Raw genomic sequence first — 17,441 nt, 5'->3', positions numbered from 1 at the left:
TCGAAATGAGAAGCACGACATCGGTCGTGGGCCGCCGCGTACTGGGCCTGGTGTTCTTCCTTGTCCTGGCTCTGTTCCTGGCCGTCACGATCGGCATGTTCGACAAGACGTTCACCAAGGTGGTCAAGATCGGGCTCGTCACCGACACCGTCGGAAATGCGCTCCCGCCCAATGCGGACGTCAAGGTGCGTGGCCTGATCGTCGGAGAGGTGCGGTCGGCCTCCACCAAGGAGGGTGAGGTCACCTTGGATCTGGCCATTCAGCCGGACAAGGCCGAGCTCATTCCGTCCAACGCGACGGCGCGATTGCTGCCCAAGACCCTGTTCGGCGAACGGTACGTATCGCTGATCGTGCCGGAGGGGGACACGGCTCCGCCGATCCAGGCCGGTGACGTTCTCGAGCAGGACAAGAGCGGGAACGCCGTCGAGATCGGCGAGGTCCTCGACGGCTTGCTGCCGCTGCTGCAGGCGATCCCGCCGCAGGACCTGGCGAACACGCTCGGCGCACTGTCGCAGGGACTCAGTGGGCGCGGCGCCGAACTCGGTCTGACGCTCGACCGGCTCGAGGAGATCTTCGCCGGACTCAACACGGAACTTCCTGCGATTCAGGAAGACCTGCGGGGTATCGCGGACTTCTCGCAGACGTATTCGGAGGCGGCACCGGACCTGGTCAACGCGCTCGACAACCTGCGCACGACGGGGAACACGGTCGTCGAGAAACAAAGTGAGATCTCGCGGCTTCTCTCGGGGCTCATCGGAACGAGTTCGTCCACCGCGGACCTTCTGCACACCAACGCCCAGAACATCGTCATGATCGCCGCCGATTCGCGTGAAGCACTGCAACTCCTCGGCCGTTACTCTCCGAGCTTCGGTTGCACCTTGGCGGACTTCGTGAAGGCCGCACCGATCGCCCGTGAGCTACTCGCGCTGGACGATCCCAATCCAGGCGGTCGAGGGACTGTTCAGTTCATCAACCCGAAGGGTCGCTACCTGCCCAACCAGGACGAGCCGCGCCTGCTCGACGATCGCGGACCCGCCTGCTACGACAACGTCACCGCACCCGGCGGCAAGTTCCCGCAGTACCCGGGTGGATCGTTCAACGACGGCTCCTACCAGGTGCCCACGCGGAATCCCGGCCCCCCGAGCATCGAATACTTTCCCGCGCCGGCCGGTGTCCCGGATCAGGTTCCGGGATGGGGAGCCGAGGTCGCGCCCGCCAGTTACGCGGGTTCGAAGATGGAGCAGGACACGTTGGACGTCGTCTACGGCGAGGCCGGGGGAATTGCGCCGGAAGACGTGCCGAGCTGGACGACACTCGTCGGCGCGCCGACCATCAGGGGGACCGAGGTGACCTTCGAATGACGACGGTCAGGGCCGCTGCGCGGGCCGAGAACAGACATACAGCGATCTCGCAGCTCACCTCGAGGTTGTCTGCACGTGCCGCTGTTTGCATGGACCTCACACGGAAGCAGCTATGGAGGGCTCATGACCGACAACGCACGCCATCACTCCGCGGACGCGCACGAACACGACCGCGGACTCACCCACGACCTGAGGACGATGCTGTCGCGCCGCCGCGCCTTGTTCGTGCTCGGAGCGGCGGGCGCGTCTGCACTCGCCGCGTGTTCGTCCTCCGGATCGACAATCACTGCGACGTCCGCGTCGAGTGAAGAGGCAGCGTCGTCGACCGTCGCCACCGACGGCACCTGTGTGGCAGCGGCGCCGCAGGAAACAGCCGGGCCTTACCCGGGTGACGGTTCCAACGGGCCTAACGTTCTGATCGAGTCGGGCGTGGTGCGTCAGGACATCCGCAGCAGCTTCGGGTCGTACTCGGGCACCGCGGAGGGCGTCCCGACGACCATCGAATTATCACTGCAGGATTTGTCGAACGACTGCGCGGCCGGGACGAGCATGGCCGTCTATCTATGGCATTGTGACCGGGACGGTGAGTACTCCCTCTATGGCCAGGACATCACCAGGCAGAACTATCTGCGCGGCGTCCAGGTGGCCGACTCTGCCGGAGCCGTGTCGTTCACGTCCATTTTCCCGGCCTGCTACTCGGGACGCTGGCCACATATTCATTTCGAAGTGTTCGACTCCCTGGAAGCCGCGGTGGCGGGAGAGGATCCGCGGTTGACCTCGCAGATCGCGATACCGCAGGACGCGTGCGAGAAAGTCTTCGCCTACGACACCGGGTAAGCGAAGAGCGTGAGCAACTTGTCGGACGTGTCTCTGCAATCGGACAACGTCTTCGGTGACGGTTGGGACGCCGAGTTGGCGACCGTGACGGGTGAACCCGCCGGTGGAGTGACGGTTTCCATCACGATCGGTGTCGCGGAGAAGTCGGCGAACACCGAGTCCGCTCCCGCTACCCCGCCGGCCGGTGGTCCGGGTGGCCGGCAACCCCCGATGGGTTCTCGCGGCCGGTAGGTCCGGGGTCCGAACGAATGCCACTGAGGTGCAGGTAGTTCGACCCTGTGCACCGTTCCCGATCCAGGGTGCGACGAACTGTTCAGGCACTGATTCCTGCGGTGAGGATGGCGGCGAGTTCGCGGTAAGCGTGGGCGTCGTCAAGGCCGGTACTGTCGCGGACCCCGCGTTGCTGAATGCGCACCATCATGGTGGTCACGAGATCGGCGGCGAACGCGGCATGGACGTCGCGGAAGTCTCCGCCGGCCACACCGTCGTCGATCAAAGCCTTGACGCGCCCGGCCGCGATCTGTGTGTTCTGCTCATAGACCTCGCGGGCCGGCGGGAAGGCGTCGAGGTCGGCCATGAACTGGTCGGACGCGGCCGTAAGTGCGGTGCCGACCGCGGACAGGTAGGCGCTGATCCGCTCTCGAGGCCCGAAAATTCCTGCGATGTGCGACTCGACGTCCTCGGTGGCGCGGCGGAAGAAGTGCACCGTGGCCTCCCGGACGAGCTGCTCCTTGCTGTCGGCGAGGGTGTAGAGGGTGGATTTGGAGCACCGCAGCCGCGCGGCGATCTCGTCGAGAGTCAGATGGGCGAACCCCTCGGCCAGGAAGAGGTCGACCAGCGCGTCGAAGAGCTGGGTGCGCCGTCGCGTCGCGAATCCCGGTCGGGTGATCTGCTCCATACACCGGATAGTACTGGCGCGGCCCTTGCAGTACTACTTTGCCATCAGTACTGTGAGCCGTAGCTCAGTACTGTTTCTGTCGTCTTCTCGAGGAGAAATTTCGTGGCCGTCGATCGTTTGCTGCCCACCGACGAAGCTCGTGACCTGATTCAGCTCACGCGCGATGTCGCCGACAAGGTCCTGGCGCCGATCGTCGACGAGCACGAAAAGTCCGAAACGTATCCCGAAGGGGTCTTCGCCACCCTCGGTGAGGCCGGACTGCTGAGCCTGCCGTATCCGGAGGAGTGGGGCGGCGGCGGACAGCCCTACGAGGTGTACCTACAGGTTCTCGAGGAAATTGCCGCCCGGTGGGCGGCGGTGGCGGTGGCGGTCAGCGTCCACAGCCTCGCCTGCCATCCACTGATGGCCTTCGGCACCGACGAGCAGAAGCAGCAGTGGCTTCCCGACATGCTGGGCGGTAACACCATCGGCGCGTACAGCCTGTCGGAGCCGCAAGCCGGATCGGATGCTGCCGCGCTGGCGTGCAAGGCCGCCGCGACCGATGGCGGATATGTGGTGAACGGCGCGAAGGCGTGGATCACCCACGGCGGCATTGCCGATTTCTACAATCTTTTCGCCCGCACCGGCGAGGGGTCGAAGGGCATTTCCTGCTTCCTGGTGCCGAAGGGCACCGAGGGGCTCTCCTTCGGCAAGCCCGAGGAGAAGATGGGCCTGCACGCGGTACCCACGACGTCGGCCCACTACGACGACGCCTTCGTCCCGGTCGAACGGCGGATCGGCGCGGAGGGACAGGGTCTGCAGATCGCCTTCAGTGCACTCGATTCCGGGCGCCTCGGTATCGCCGCCGTCGCTGTCGGTCTCGCCCAGGCCGCGCTCGACGAAGCCGTGAGCTATGCCAAGGAACGGTCGGCATTCGGCAAGAAGATCATCGACCACCAGGGGCTGGGGTTCCTGCTCGCCGACATGGTCGCCGCAGTCGACTCTGCGCGCGCCACGTACATCGACGCAGCGCGCCGCCGTGATGCCGGCCTGCCGTACTCCCGCAACGCGTCGGTGGCCAAACTCGTCGCCACCGACGCGGCCATGAAGGTCACCACCGACGCCGTCCAGGTGCTCGGCGGCTACGGCTACACCCGCGACTTCCGCGTCGAGCGGTACATGCGGGAAGCGAAGATCACCCAGATCTTCGAGGGCACCAACCAGATTCAACGATTGGTGATCAGCCGCACCCTCGCCGGCAACTGACTACTTCACCAGAGGCGGGTCGGCGCACCGTGTGGTGTGCCGACCCGTCGTCTTGCCTGTTTCAGCTGAGCAGTTCGTAAATCAGCAGGCCGGACAGGGACAGGATCGAGACGAAACCGAGCGCCCCGATGACGTTCTTCCACCAGGTGTTGCGGAGGTTCCCCATCAGCTGGGAGTTGTTGCTCATCACGAAGAGCAGGAACCCGAGGAACGGTGCGATCAGGACAGTCAGCGCCTGAGCGACGATGATGAGCTGGACCGGCGACTTCGTGAACAGGATCGTGATGACGAGACCGAAGGCGAGGATTACGGCGCTGGTGCGTTTGGCCGTCAGCGTGCTGGGCGAGGGTCCTTTGTCGAGCGCGTCCGAGAGCATGGTGCCGCCGGCGGTGGCGTTGGCAACCATCGCGGAGAACGCGGCCCCGGACAGGCCGAGGGCGAAGATCGTCGACCCGACGGGGCCGGCGAGTGGTTCGAAAATCTTTGCCAGGCCGGCGAGAGTGGTTGCTTCGGTGTCTGCCCGTCCGAGGACGGCGGCCGCGACGATGATGACGAGCGAAGTCATGATGCCCGGTGCCACGATGCCCGGGACGGTATCGGCGATGGTGGTCTGCCGGTATTCGGCCGCGGTGCGCTTTCGTTCGTGTGTGCCGTACGAGGTGAAGAAGGCGGCGTTGAGCGAGAAGTTGGTGCCGACCAGGGCGACGACGAGGAGTTGTCCGCCGGGCGGGATGGAGGGGACGAGCCCGTTCACGGCCTGGAACCAGTCGGGCTGGGCGATGACGGCGCTGATGACGAAGGTGGCCGCCAGCAGCGCGACTATCACCAGCAGGACTCGTTCGACGGTGCGGTAGACGTTGCGGAACAACAAGATCAGGCCGACGAAGGTGGTACAGACCGCGGACCAGATGAGCGGGGACCCACCGAAGACCATGGACAGACCCAGTCCGGAACCGACGGCGTTACCGACCGAGAAACACAGGGTGATGATGAAGACGCCGACTCCGGCGGCGACGCCGACACGGCGACCCAGCACGTCTTTCACCGAGCTGATCATGGACACCGGCGTGCGGATACCGAGTCGAACGCTCATGTCCGCGTAGACGAGCATGAAAACGGTCGAGAGGGCGATGACCCAGATCAGGGAATAGCTGTATTCGCTGCCGGCCTGGACGGCGCTGGCGAGGTTGCCGGGACCGAACTGCCACGCGCCGGCGATGAACGCGGGCCCCGCCATCGCCAGGGTGCGGACCCAGGTGCGTTGCGCCCGGGGTGAGCCGGCGGGTGGTCGAGGAGTGTCCGCGACCACAGCATCGCCTCCGGCCGATTCGACTGACGTACGAGATTGCTGACTCATGTGTGAGCCTACTTTCTGGTGTTCGAACCGCCGATGCGGTGTGTGGCGCTGACGTGTGGCCGGCGCCGCCGGCTCGAAGGGAAGCTACGGCGACCTACGGCCGCGGCGGGCCGGGGGCTACTGGGGGGCGCTGCCCGGCCCGGAACATCCGGGCCGGGCCGGCGGGAATGCGCTCGGCAGATTCCGGGAAATGCCCGGGAACTGGTCCGACGGGTGGCTGGGTCAGGCGGGAACGGTGACCGCGGACAAGCCGGCCGACTGCAGGGCCGCGGCGATCTCGGCACCGGCACCCTCGGCCAAGGGAAGCAGCGGCGGTCGGACGGTGGCGTGCTCGAGGATGCCGCGTGCCACCAGACCTTCCTTGAGCGCGACGGTGCCCTCCATGTGCGAGCCGCGGTGATAGACATTGGCCGTCACCGGCAGCAGGCGGTCGTGGATCGCCCGGGCCGCGGGGTAATCCTTGGCCTTCCCGGCTGCGATCAGCTCGACCAGCGGCTCGGGAGCGAGGCCGCCGTAGCCGACCAGCAGGCCGTCGACGTCGAACACCGTGTGCAGCAGGTACTCGTCGTGGCAGCTCAGAATCTGCAGGTCGGGGTTCTCGCGGCGCAGGACCGGAATCTCACGGTCCCACCGGCGCATGTTCCGCACCCCGTTCTTGGTGGCGAACACGCCCGGCTGAGCGGCAATCTCGAGCTGGGTGTCCAGGTTGTACGTGGCCTTGGTGACGTCCGGGTACTGGAACAGGATCAACGGCAAGCCCGACCCTTCATAGATCGACTTGTAGCGATCCTGCGGTGCACCCTCCTGGTAGCCGAACCGCAACCACCCATGGGAGGGGTAGACCAGGCCGGCGGAAGCACCGGCGTCGACCGCACGGCGCGCTTCTTCCACGGAGACGGCGGTCCCTTCGCCGGTGATGCCGGCGATGATGGGCAGCCGGCCGTCCACGGAGTCCTTGAAAGCGGCGATGACGCGAACCTGCTCGTCCTGGGTGAGGAAGGTTCCCTCACCGGCGTGGCCGAGCACGACCAGGCCCTTGACGCCGTCGACACTGCCGAGCCACGAGCCGAGGCGCGCGATGGCGTCGTAGTCGACGTCGCCGTCACGGGTGAAGGGTGTTACCGGCGCCGGGGTGAGTCCGCGAAGGTCGAGTGTGCTCATGATTCTCTTTCCGATCGACGTTTTGCAAACGTTCCCGGGAACGTTCCCGTGAACGATTTCATCGTGCAGTAGAATCGGCGATTGTGTCAAGCGTCACGTGACCGTGGCGATGTGAACGGGACGTCACCGTGGGTCGCGGCGGCGCCGGGGCGGTAGACAGGAAGATTGTGGAAGCGAACGCACACGGCAAGAACCGGGTAGTGACTCTCCGTGAGGTCGCGGAGGCCGCGGGGGTAAGCACCTCGACGGTGAGCCGCGTGCTCGACGACCGGGTGCCGCCGTCACGATCGGCGACGGCCGAACGCGTCCGCGCGGTCGCCGATCAACTCGGCTACCGGCGCAACACCTTCGCCTCCAGCCTCCGGCGCGGCCACACCGCCACCATCGGGGTGCTGGTGCCGCGGCTCAGCGACACGGTCATGGCGCTGATGTTCGAGGCGATCGGGAGGGCTGCACATCGGCTCGGTTACTTCACCGTCGTAGCGACCACCGGGGACGACCCCGCCGACGAGCAACAGGCGGCGCAGACTCTCCTCGGTCGCAATGTCGACGGCCTGATCATCGCCTCCAGCCGCCGCGAAGACCCCCTTCCACGGCAACTGAGAGAGCAAGGCGTGCCGCACGCGCTGGTGTTACGCACCGACGGCGTCAGCCCGTCCTCGATCGGCGACGACGAGGCCGGTGGGTACCTCGCCACCCGGCACCTGATCGACTTGGGGCACACCGACATCGCGGTGCTGTCCGGCCCGCTGTTCACCTCGACCGCCACCGGGCGCCTCGCCGGCGCGATGAAAGCCGTTCGCGAAGCGGGGATCACCCTCGATCCGGACTGGATCGTCGAGTCCGGATTCGGAATCGAGAGCGGCGAGGAAGCCGGACGTCGGCTCTTCGCCTCCTCGACTCGTCCGACAGCCGTCTTCGCCGCGAACGACAACCTCGCCCTCGGAGTCATGGCCGCAGCGCACCAACGGTCGCTGTCTGTCGGTGAGGATCTGGCCCTGGTCGGTTACAACGACATCCCACTCGCGCAGCGACTGCCGGTTCCCCTGACTTCGGTGCGCACCCCATTCGACCAGATCGCCGCCACTGCCCTCGATCTGTTGTTCTCTCCCGCAGCGAGCAGCGATCCGATCCGGCGTGCTCTGCCCACCCTGATCCCGCGACGCTCCTCAGGACCGCACAAAATCACCTAACTGAACGGCGCTGGAGGATCCGCGTCGCAGGTTTCGGACGGTGGCGGATCTCGACCAACCCGGTAACTGGTTGTGCGACCCGCTGATTAACGACTTAAGGGCGCGTCGTCCGGCGCCCCGGTCCCAGTCGGTCGACGAGCTCGTTCGCCTACCGAGTCAACCATCCGGTCATGATGGCCGCGTTGCCCTCCACTCAAACAAATCCCGTCGGAACGGACTGCTTCGCATGCGCGGTCACTGTTTTCTACCGCGGGTTCGCCTACCGAACCGCTGGAGGTGTGCCGGGGCGTGCGCGTACTGATACTCGAATCCTCAGTCCCAGCCGACCGACCCTGGAGTACAGATGACGCCTTCCTTCCCTCCGCTCGCAACGTCGGTACATGCCGATGTGGCCGACTCCGTGGCGGTCGTGCGCATCGAGCGACCGCCGGCCAACGCGTTCGACCCTGCTTTGATCGCGGAGTTGCTCGACACCCTGAAACCGTTGGCGGCTGACCCCGACGTGCGGTGCATCGTGCTGCGCGGAACGGGACGCTTCTTCGTGGCCGGCGCCGACATCCGAGTGATGCGTGAACTGTCGGAGGAGACGCAGCACGCGATGCGGCCCTGGATCGAAGTGCAGCAGGTTCTCGAGACCGCTCCGAAACCGGTGTTGGCAGCCCTCAACGGGCACGCACTCGGCGGCGGAGCGGAGTTGTCCCTGGCCTGTGACGTGCGGGTGATGGCGGCGTCGGCGTCGATCGGGTTCCCGGAAATCGGCCTCGGACTGTTTCCCGGGGCGGGCGGCAGTCAGCGCTTGCCCCGCTTGCTCGGCGCGCATCGAGCAAAGCTCCTCATGATGGAGGGTCGGCGCCTGTCCGCAGAGGAGGCCCGGCAAATCGGTTTGGTGGACGAGGTAGTAGCCGACGACGAGTTCGACGCGCGGATAAACCGTCTCGCTGCAGAGTGGGCGGCAAGACCGACGGCCGCAATCGGCCTCCTCAAGCGGGTGGTCGAAGCGGGGCGAACACTTCCACTCGATCAAGCATTGGACGCGGAGTTTGCAGGCGTCCTCGAGCTCATCCGCACGGCCGACGCCGCCGAGGGTCTACAGGCTTTCCTCGATAAGAGGCCGCCGCATTTCACTGGCCGCTGACCTTGCTCGCCACCTCACTCGAAGGATGCTCATGACACATTCGATCGGACGGCGAACGTTTCTCGCCGTCGCGGCACTGGCCGCTCTCACCGTCGCCTCGACGTCCTGTACGCGGCCCGCGACCGAAGCAGCGCAGGGGAGCGGGCTCATCCGCATCTCCGTCGGCGTCGACCCGTCGTACGCGCCGATTTTCCTCGCCGATGCCGAGGGCATGTTCGACGACGCCGGACTGGACGTTCAGGTGATGCAAACCGAAGGCGGCGCTGCCGGCGCGCAGAATGTCGTGGCAGGGACCTCGGAGTTGTCCGGCAACGCCGACTCCACCGCGCTGACCGTGATGGCCGCGAATCCGTCGCTGCGCGCGCTCGGTGTGTTCGAGGATTCCGACCGCTATTTCCAGGTGGTCCTCCGCGAGGGTGTGGCGCCCGAGGACATCGAAACGATGGGTGTGTTCCCCGGTATCGGTCTCTACTTCACCGACTTGTATCTGCGGAGCCTCGGTCGAGATCCGGCCTCGGTCAAGCTGGTGAACACCAGTCCACCCGAGCAGCCGGCGCTGCTGACCCGCGGTGACATCGACGGGTTCCTCTCGTTCGATCCGTGGGTGGAGCAGGCCGTGGCGAACGGTGGTCGTGTCGCCGCGACGACCGGTGACTTCGGTGCCAAGTATTCACAGTGGATTCTGGCGTCCGATTCGTGGTTGTCGGCGAACGAGGACATCGCGGCCCGGGTGTTCGACGTGATCGCCGAGGCAGCTGCGATCGCCGATTCGGACCCCGACCGGGCTGCGAGGGCGATCTCCGACTCGATCCAGATGGATCCCGCCGCTGCCCGTCGTACCGTCTCCCAGATCGATTTCGGAGCGCGCGACTTCACGGACGACGACGTGGCCCGAGCACATCAACTGGTCACCTTCTTCCGGGGCCAGGGCAAGATCACCGGAGAAGTCGACACCTCGAGCGTTCTGCTCCGCGGGTGGGTCACAGACCACCTGAACCAGCCCCCGGCCTGACGCCCGACGACGAAACGCCCGTCCGGTTCGGTCAGCAGAACAGATCGATTCACTGGTACGGGACCGCGACGTAGGTTCGGTTTCAGTGAACGGGCGGCCGCCCGCTGGAAACAATGAAACGGAGTTCTTCTGGTGGAAAGCGCAATTCGCGTAGTGGAGTTGTCCAGCCCGCTGAGCCGATTCGCCGGCCGCATCCTGGTCGGATTGGGATACGAGGTCATTCTGGTCGAACCGCCGGAGGGCGATCCGACGCGACGGGAACTCGACGGACACGCATTTTCACACTGGCACGCCGGGAAGAAGTCCGTTGCTATCGACCTCGAAACAACCGCGGGCCGTGCGGAACTGGCGCGACTGGTGGCCGGATCGGACGTCTATCTCGATAGCAGCGCCGTCGGCGAGGAGCCGATCGAGCCGGCACCGGGCCCGGTGCACGTCCGAGTCACACCCTTCGGCCTCGAAGGTCCGCGACGGCAGTGGTGCGCCACCGACCTGACGCTCGCGGCCCTCGGCGGGATGCTCGCCCAGGTGGGTGAACCCGATGGGCCCCCGCTGTCTCTTCCTCAGGGCCAGGCTGAACAACTCGCAGGAGTGAACGCCGCGATCGCGGTGTTGCTCGGTCTCCGGACGCGGCGTCGAGGACCGGTCCCCCAGATCGACGTCTCCGCACAGGAATGCGTGGCGGCCGGGCTGGAGGCCGGCGCCCTCGCCTATCTCCATGAGGATCGCGTCCCCGACCGCCCCGGCCGGGTGCACCCGCTGGTGCCGCACGGCCTGTTCCGGGCCGCCGACGGATACGTCGGTGGAGGGCTCGGCGGAAGTCCCCGGATGTGGGATGCACTGGTCTCCTGGTTGGTCGAGGAGGGCGCCCAGGAGGATCTGGACGAACCGAAATGGGCTGACCCCATCGAGCGTAAAGCGCACCAGGACCACATCTTCGCCGTGCTGCAGCGTTTCCTGGACAAGTGGCCGAAGGAGGACTTCGCGCAGGCGGCGCAGCAACGCAAGCTGCCGTGGTCTGCCGTCGTCCGGCCGGACGAACTGTTGTCGAATCCCCAACTCCGAGAACGCGACTTCTTCGTCGACGTCGACGAGGCAGGGACCACCGTGCGGGATCTGGGCTTCTCCTTCCCCTTCCTGGAAGGAGCGAGGACCCAGGCTCTGCCGGTTCCGCCGATCGGTGCGCACCAGTTCCTCCTCGACGAGTCGGAACCGGAACGTCGCGAACCGACCGCGGCCGAGTCAGAACCGGACCTGCTCCCCCTGTCGGGCGTCCGCGTCCTGGACCTCACCTGGGTTCTCGCCGGTCCCTACTGCACTCAGATCCTGGCGGACCACGGCGCCGACGTCATCAAGGTCGAGTCTTCGGGCCGACCGGACCCCACCCGGTTCGCGCCGTTCATGCACCTGTCCCGCGGGCCACACGACGACCCGAACACCAGCGGGTACTTCAACGACGTCAACAGGAACAAGCGCAGCATCACCCTGGACACTCGTTCCGAGGCAGGGCTGGCCGTGCTCGCCGACCTCGTGGCGCAGTCCGACGTGGTGGTCGAAAACTTCAGTTCCTCGGTGATGGAGAAGATGGGCTTCGGGTACGAACGGCTGCGCTCCCTACGCCCGGACATCGTGTACGTGTCCATGTCGGGGACCGGCCACACCGGACCGCGACGCGACTGGGTCACCTACGCGGACATCGTCTCCGCCGCCACTGGACTGACCGCTCTCACAGGATGGAGCTCCGATGACGTCGTCGGAGTGATCTACGGTCATGGCGACATAGTCGCAGGATTACACGGCGCCGCAGCCGTTCTCGGCGCCCTCGAGCACCGAGAACGCACCGGTCGCGGTCAGCACATCGATCTCTCCCAGCTCGAGGCGATGGCATCACACATGGGCACCAGTGTGGTGCAGGCGACGGGCGCCGGACAACGCCCGGTTCCGCTCGGCAACGCCCATCCCGACATGTCTCCCCACGGCGTCTTCCGCTGCCTCGGACCCGACCGCTGGTGCGCGATCACCGTTCGTGACGACGCGGACTGGACTCGCTTGTGCGCGGTGATCGGCCGCCCGGAATGGGCGACGGACGAGCGTTTCCGCACACCCGGTGGGCGACGGGCGCACGAGGCCGACATCGCGGCGGCGATCACGGCCTGGACGTTGCCGCTACCGGCCGATCTCGTCACCGAGCAGCTCCAGCACGCGGGTGTTCCCGCCGGGACCGTACAGAACGGGCGGGACCTCGTCGAAGCCGATGCTCACCTGCGTGCCCGCGGTTATTACGTGCCCGCCGCCCATCCCCGTGCGGGAACCTTTCTCCACCAGGGCGCTCCGATCCGCGTCGGGAAAGCCGTCACGATCCGGCGGCCGGCGCCGGTGCTGGGCGCGGACACCGATGCCGTACTCCGCGAGGTCACCGGCTACTCCGCGGAGGCCGTGTCGCGGCTGCGAGCCGACTCGGTTCTCACCTGAGTCGGTCACTTCGATCCGGCTTTCCACTCGACAACACTCCCGAAGGACAGACCATGCGCGCAGCCCGCTTTCACACATTCGGCCACGACCCGATCATCGACGACGTCGAGGTGCCGACCCGAGAATCCGGACAGACCCTCGTCCGGATCGACGCGGCGGCACTGGGGCACCTCGATCTCACCGTCGGCAGCGGAAACTTCGACATCAAGCCGGCGCTGCCACACGTCGGAGGTACCGACGGGGCCGGCACGGTGATCGAATCGGATATCTTCGACGCCGGTACCCGGGTGCTGGTGCGGGGAGGCGGAGTCGGCCTCTTCAAACCCGGCTGCTGGGCCGAGTATGTCGTGGCCGCCGACAAGGTCTTCACGCCGTTTAATTCCGCCCTCGAACCGGCGATCGCGGCCACGTTCTTCCTCCCGAGCACAACCGGTTTCGTCGCGGTCCACGACGTCGCCCGCGTCACCGCCGGTGAGCGGGTCGTCGTGTCCGGAGCCGCCGGCGCGGTCGGGTCCATGGCGGCACAATTCGCGCTTCTCGCGGGCGCCGACGTGATCGGTGTGGTGCCGCGAGCGGATCAGGTACCGCTCGTGCCCAACGGTGTTCGACCGGTCGTCGGCCGCGGATCTGAACTGGCCGACGCCCTTGGACCTGATCCAGTGGCGGACGTGCTCGTCGATACCCTCGGCGGCGACTCGCTGCCCTACCTGCTCGAGCGGATCGTACCGGGCGGGCGGGCCGCACTGATCGGGTACACGCTGGGGACCGAACTTCCGATCGATCTGCCGAACTGGCTGCTCAGAGATGTTCAACTGCTGCCGGTCAACATGATTCGCAAGAGTGCACGACAGGCAGAACTCGCACCCGACCTCATCCGGCGTCTCGTCGAGGGCGAGATCGGAATGGCGGTTCAGGAGTTTCCGCTCAACGACATCGCGTTCGCACTGCAGATGATGCGGGAAGGGAAGGTCGCCGGCCGCGCGGTAGTCATCCCGTGACCGGCCTCCATCGCATGTTCGCCGAAGGAAGGTGACACCCGTGACGCCCGAATCCGGTTCGCTGCCAATGCCACTGCCACTGCCCCTGCCGGCGGCGATGACGATTCCATCTCTGCTCGTCCAGCGTGCCACCGAGCGGGGCGATCATCTCGCCGTCCGGGCCGGGGACGTGGAGGTGTCCTATCGTGAACTCGTGCAGCGTGCCGCAGCGACTGCCGAGGAGCTCTCGCGGCGCGGGATATGCAGGGGTGACGCGGTGGCCGCGATGTGTGCCAACCGCATCGAATTGATCGACCTGCTGCTCGGGTGTAGTTGGCTCGGAGCGGTCACGGTTCCACTGAATACAGCATTGCGTGGCGCCGCCCTCGACAGCGTGCTCGAGCAGTCCGGGGCGCGCCACCTGTTGATCGACCCGGCCTTTCTGCCCCGGCTCGACCAGACTCGGTTCACCGGTGAAAAGTGGATACTCGGCACGTCGTCCGTTCCCGGGCCGGATGACCGCCGAATTCCCGGGCGAGCGGCCGACCCCGCGGTGACCGCACTCGACACGGCGGTGGTGTTGTTTACGTCCGGGACGACCGGTCCGCCGAAAGGTGTGCGCTGCCCTCATGCTCAATCACTCTGGTGGGGAGCGGGAGTGGGAGCGTCCCTGGGGCTCGGGCCCGACGACGTTCTGTACAACGGCCTTCCCCTGTTCCACACGAATGCGCTCAACACACTGTTCCAGGCGCTGGTTGCGGGAGGAACATTCGTGCTCGGCGAGCATTTCTCGGTGCGTCGGTACTGGCAGCAGGTGGCCGACAGCGACGCCACGGTGATCTACCTGCTCGGTGCGATGGTCGCGATGCTCACCGGCAGGGAACCCGGCCCGGAAGACAAGAAGCACCGAGCCACCCGTGCCCTGGCACCGGCGACGCCGGCCCGCCTGTGGGCCCCCTTTCGTGAGCGTTTCGGCGTCGAACTCGTCGACGGCTACGGCACCACCGAAACGAATCTCGTCCTCGGAACTGTCCCCGGCGACCGCCGTCCCGGCTATCTCGGAATCGTGCGCGAGGGCTACGACGCGAAGGTCGTCGACGACGCAGGTGCCACCGTCGTGGACGGTGTCGCCGGCGAACTGGTCGTCCGCACAGACCTTCCCGGAGGATTTGCCACGGGATACCTCTCCGAGCATGCGCGCGGGGTGGGCGACTGGTTCTACACCGGTGACCGGGTGGTCCGGGAATCCGACGGTTGGTATCGGTTCGTCGATCGGGCGCGCGACGTGATTCGTCGGCGCGGCGAGAACATCTCCTCGGCCGAGGTCGAGGAGGCGCTGTCCCGGCATCCGGCGGTAGAGCAGGTCGCGGTATTCCCCGTGCCCTCGGAACTCGCCGAGGACGAGGTGATGGCTGCTGTGGTCCTCCGGTACGGAATGCAGTTGAGCCCCCTCGACTTACGCCACCATGGGGCACACCAGCTGGCGTACTTTGCTCTGCCGCGATTCATCGATTTCGTCGGTGAGCTTCCGTTGACGGAGACCGGCAAGGTCCGTAAGGAAGTACTTCGTGCGCGTGGGGTCGGCAGCAACACCTGGGATGCCGACGCCGTCCCGTCCCGGTGACCCGGCAACCGCCTCGAACTACCGGTTAGCGGCCGCACCCGTTGAACGAGCACATCGCGGGCGTGCACGGCTCGCCGCCGGAGATGTCGGTCGCCGAATATCCGCAGCGCATCGCGTGCAGTGCTCGGGAAATTCCGATGCCCGCGGTTCGTAGTGCACCGGTGACCCGGCTGACGTTGAGCCGCGCCGTCGGACCTGTTACCGACAGGGCACCGGCGAGGGTTCGGGGTCCGCTGAACACCGGCACCGCAACACTCATGTAACCGATGCGGGTCTCTTCGACTTCGACTGCAAGTTTCTCGTTGCGCATGCGGTCGAGTTGCTGGCGCAGGACCGCGACCGACATCGTGGTGCGGGTGGTGAGGGCTGTGAATCCCTGCTCGATCACCTCGTCGAACACCGACTGCGGTGAAAACGCCAGGATCATCTTTCCGGTCGCGGTGCAGTACAGCGGCAATCGGCCCGCCACCCGCGACTGCTGTTGCAATCCGCGGTGTCCGACGATCTTCTCGATGTAGAGCACGTCGATTCCGTCCCGTACCGCGAAATGCACCGTCTCCTGCGTTGCCAGCAGCAGGTCTTCCATGTACGGCAGGGCGGCGTCACGCAGGATGCGCTGCCGGGGGACGAGCTGTCCGAGTTCGAACAGCCGCAGGCCCAAGCGGTACTTCGTGCCCGCCCGCTCGAGGAGCCCCCATTCGACGAGTTCACCGGCCAGCCGGTGCACGGACGCCTTCGCGACACCACTTCGACGTGCGAGCTCGGTGAGCGAGAGGTCGCTGTGCTCACTCCCGAACGCGTCGAGAATGAGCCGCGCCTTGCCGAGAACGGACGACATGTCCTGTCCCACAGCACGGTGTGCCGACGGGATCGGTACGACGTGGCCGAGGCCGACCGAATGCTGCGCCTCTGTAGTCACTGCTGCCTCCTGGCGATCGGCGGGGCATTCGTCCCGTTCACAGCCACGCTAGGGCCGGACGTCGGCGAGACGCACGGGATTGGGTCCGGTCACCGGACCCGTCTCAGATCTTCGGGTACGGCCCGAACGTCCGGTGAGTTCAGAAAGGACCGGACCGCTGCGGCCACCCGCGGTGCCTCACGCTCGATCAACGCAACGGTCCCGTCCTCGATCACCTCTTCACGCACAACCCGTGCCCCGGTAAGGCCCTTCCTCAACATTGGTACGTGGGGCATCGAGAACGGGTCTGCGCCGGCGGCGAGCAAGAGCACCGGTGCCCTGACCGCTCCGATGCGGTCCGCCATGAGGTAGCGAGCGCAGGCGCGGTGTCCCTCGGCCGGATCGACACCGTACGCAAGGGCGTCGCGCAGGAAGCGGTCGAGCAAATTCGTCACCGGGGCCGGGTAATACGGTCGTCTCAGATTCCAGAGGGTCTGCAGGTGGCTGCCGTCGGGTTCACGGACGGCGCGGTCCACGCCTCCCGAACCCGATTCGTCGTTACGGTCACTCCCCTCCGTCCACGGGCAGGAGGACAACACCACAGCATCGACCTCACCGGGGCGGCCGGCAGCCATCTCCATCGCGACCGCGGCGCCGGTGTGATGACCGAGGACCGCCACCGGTCCGGCGTTCACGGCGTCGAGAAATTCCCAGGCGGCGTCGGCGAACGACTCGATCGTCTGCGGCGCAGCGAGGGACGCACTCGCTCCGAACCCCACCATGTCCAGAGCGAGAACGCGAAACTCGTCGTCCAGGAGCGGGATCAACTCACGGAACTCGTCCCAGGACCGCGGAGTCTGATGCAGCAGGAGGAGCGGCCGCCCACTGCCCGATTCCGCATAGTGCAATTGCCCGAACGACGTGTCGGCGTAGCCGAACCGTATCGCCATCAGTAAGCCGCGACCATGGGTGTGTCCACGCCGATCACGTCGATCTTCGCGGCGCCGCCCGGATTGCCGACCGGTTCCGCCCGGGTCGGCAGAACCTCGAGGAAGAAACGCTTCCCGTCCTCCTTGAAGTCGGGGTCTGCCTTCCGATCGACCGTGATCGCCTCGACCGGGCAGGCGAGTTCGCAGGCGCCGCAGTCGATGCACTCGTTCGGATTGATGTAGAGCTTGCGCTCACCCTCGTAGATGCAATCGACCGGGCACTCCTCCATGCAGGAGCGGTCCATGTAGTCGATGCACGCCTCGCCTATGACGAATGCCATT

Annotated in this window: 14 protein-coding genes and 1 pseudogene; 9 read left to right on the top strand and 6 right to left on the bottom strand. The window is 66.3% G+C overall.

The annotated features are described in order from the left end of the window. The first annotated feature begins 5 nt into the window (after positions 1-5). Positions 6-1,361: an MCE family protein gene (locus L1080_RS27550; protein ID WP_250766812.1), complete on the top strand. Its 1,356-nt coding sequence runs from the start codon at positions 6-8 to the stop codon at positions 1,359-1,361. 123 nt (positions 1,362-1,484) lie between these two features. Then, positions 1,485-2,429 (top strand): annotated as a pseudogene (locus tag L1080_RS27545) (peptidase associated/transthyretin-like domain-containing protein). Between the two features lie 82 nt (positions 2,430-2,511). Here the strand turns inward: L1080_RS27545 and L1080_RS27540 are convergent. Next, a complete protein-coding gene (locus L1080_RS27540; protein WP_250766809.1) occupies positions 2,512-3,096 on the bottom strand; it encodes a TetR/AcrR family transcriptional regulator in 585 nt (194 codons plus the stop codon). A gap of 102 nt (positions 3,097-3,198) precedes the next feature. Here L1080_RS27540 and L1080_RS27535 point away from each other — a divergent pair, with 102 nt between their 5' ends. Then, on the top strand, positions 3,199-4,341 hold the full coding sequence (locus L1080_RS27535) for an acyl-CoA dehydrogenase family protein (protein WP_250766807.1): 1,143 nt from the start codon (positions 3,199-3,201) through the stop codon (positions 4,339-4,341). A gap of 61 nt (positions 4,342-4,402) precedes the next feature. On the opposite strand, the gene L1080_RS27530 is transcribed toward L1080_RS27535, so the two are convergent. Both L1080_RS27530 and L1080_RS27525 read right to left on the bottom strand, forming a co-directional pair. Further along, positions 4,403-5,578, bottom strand: a complete 1,176-nt coding sequence (locus tag L1080_RS27530; protein ID WP_109335472.1) for an Nramp family divalent metal transporter — start codon at positions 5,576-5,578, stop codon at positions 4,403-4,405. Positions 5,579-5,920: 342 nt separating this feature from the next. Further along, positions 5,921-6,859 carry a dihydrodipicolinate synthase family protein gene (locus L1080_RS27525; protein WP_250766772.1) on the bottom strand — a complete coding sequence of 313 codons (939 nt, stop codon included), beginning with the start codon at positions 6,857-6,859 and terminating at the stop codon, positions 5,921-5,923. 167 nt (positions 6,860-7,026) lie between these two features. Here L1080_RS27525 and L1080_RS27520 point away from each other — a divergent pair, with 167 nt between their 5' ends. The 6 genes from L1080_RS27520 to L1080_RS27495 all read left to right on the top strand — a co-directional run bounded on the left by L1080_RS27520 (position 7,027) and on the right by L1080_RS27495 (position 15,272). Next, positions 7,027-8,052, top strand: coding sequence for a LacI family DNA-binding transcriptional regulator (locus L1080_RS27520; protein WP_250766769.1), 1,026 nt, complete (start codon positions 7,027-7,029; stop codon positions 8,050-8,052). Positions 8,053-8,395: 343 nt separating this feature from the next. Continuing rightward, positions 8,396-9,187: an enoyl-CoA hydratase/isomerase family protein gene (locus L1080_RS27515; protein WP_250766766.1), complete on the top strand. Its 792-nt coding sequence runs from the start codon at positions 8,396-8,398 to the stop codon at positions 9,185-9,187. A gap of 31 nt (positions 9,188-9,218) precedes the next feature. Next, entirely contained in the window at positions 9,219-10,199 is a 981-nt protein-coding gene (locus tag L1080_RS27510) for an ABC transporter substrate-binding protein (RefSeq protein ID WP_250766763.1), read from the top strand. A gap of 132 nt (positions 10,200-10,331) precedes the next feature. Beyond that, a complete protein-coding gene (locus L1080_RS27505) occupies positions 10,332-12,671 on the top strand; it encodes a CaiB/BaiF CoA-transferase family protein (protein ID WP_250766760.1) in 2,340 nt (779 codons plus the stop codon). 53 nt (positions 12,672-12,724) lie between these two features. Next, complete coding sequence (locus L1080_RS27500) at positions 12,725-13,669, top strand: quinone oxidoreductase family protein (protein ID WP_159922934.1); 945 nt, start codon at positions 12,725-12,727, stop codon at positions 13,667-13,669. Positions 13,670-13,709: 40 nt separating this feature from the next. Continuing rightward, a complete protein-coding gene (locus L1080_RS27495; protein ID WP_374432797.1) occupies positions 13,710-15,272 on the top strand; it encodes an AMP-binding protein in 1,563 nt (520 codons plus the stop codon). Between the two features lie 25 nt (positions 15,273-15,297). On the opposite strand, the gene L1080_RS27490 is transcribed toward L1080_RS27495, so the two are convergent. From L1080_RS27490 to L1080_RS27480, 3 genes are all read right to left on the bottom strand, one after another. Continuing rightward, positions 15,298-16,191 (bottom strand): IclR family transcriptional regulator, encoded by an 894-nt coding sequence (locus L1080_RS27490; RefSeq protein WP_159922930.1) that lies wholly within the window; start codon positions 16,189-16,191, stop codon positions 15,298-15,300. 89 nt (positions 16,192-16,280) lie between these two features. Next, positions 16,281-17,120: an alpha/beta fold hydrolase gene (locus L1080_RS27485; RefSeq protein WP_159922928.1), complete on the bottom strand. Its 840-nt coding sequence runs from the start codon at positions 17,118-17,120 to the stop codon at positions 16,281-16,283. Further along, complete coding sequence (locus tag L1080_RS27480; RefSeq protein ID WP_159922926.1) at positions 17,120-17,440, bottom strand: DUF362 domain-containing protein; 321 nt, start codon at positions 17,438-17,440, stop codon at positions 17,120-17,122. Before L1080_RS27480 ends, L1080_RS27485 begins: the two co-directional genes overlap by 1 nt. Between the last annotated feature and the right edge of the window lies 1 nt (position 17,441).

It is taken from the genome of Rhodococcus sp. MSC1_016 (assembly GCF_023667485.2).
Taxonomy (GTDB): domain Bacteria; phylum Actinomycetota; class Actinomycetes; order Mycobacteriales; family Mycobacteriaceae; genus Rhodococcus_F; species Rhodococcus_F oxybenzonivorans.
The sequence above is the reverse complement of the archived record's forward strand: the minus strand, read 5'-3'. Positions and strand labels throughout refer to the sequence as shown.

Coding starts and splice junctions, on each gene's coding strand:
- L1080_RS27550 (WP_250766812.1), top strand. CDS start 6: ATGAGAAGCACGACATCGGTCGTGGGCCGCCGCGTACTGGGCCTGGTG.
- L1080_RS27540 (WP_250766809.1), bottom strand. CDS start 3,096: ATGGAGCAGATCACCCGACCGGGATTCGCGACGCGACGGCGCACCCAG.
- L1080_RS27530 (WP_109335472.1), bottom strand. CDS start 5,578: ATGGCGGGGCCCGCGTTCATCGCCGGCGCGTGGCAGTTCGGTCCCGGC.
- L1080_RS27525 (WP_250766772.1), bottom strand. CDS start 6,859: ATGAGCACACTCGACCTTCGCGGACTCACCCCGGCGCCGGTAACACCC.
- L1080_RS27515 (WP_250766766.1), top strand. CDS start 8,396: ATGACGCCTTCCTTCCCTCCGCTCGCAACGTCGGTACATGCCGATGTG.
- L1080_RS27510 (WP_250766763.1), top strand. CDS start 9,219: ATGACACATTCGATCGGACGGCGAACGTTTCTCGCCGTCGCGGCACTG.
- L1080_RS27500 (WP_159922934.1), top strand. CDS start 12,725: ATGCGCGCAGCCCGCTTTCACACATTCGGCCACGACCCGATCATCGAC.
- L1080_RS27485 (WP_159922928.1), bottom strand. CDS start 17,120: ATGGCGATACGGTTCGGCTACGCCGACACGTCGTTCGGGCAATTGCAC.
- L1080_RS27480 (WP_159922926.1), bottom strand. CDS start 17,440: ATGGCATTCGTCATAGGCGAGGCGTGCATCGACTACATGGACCGCTCC.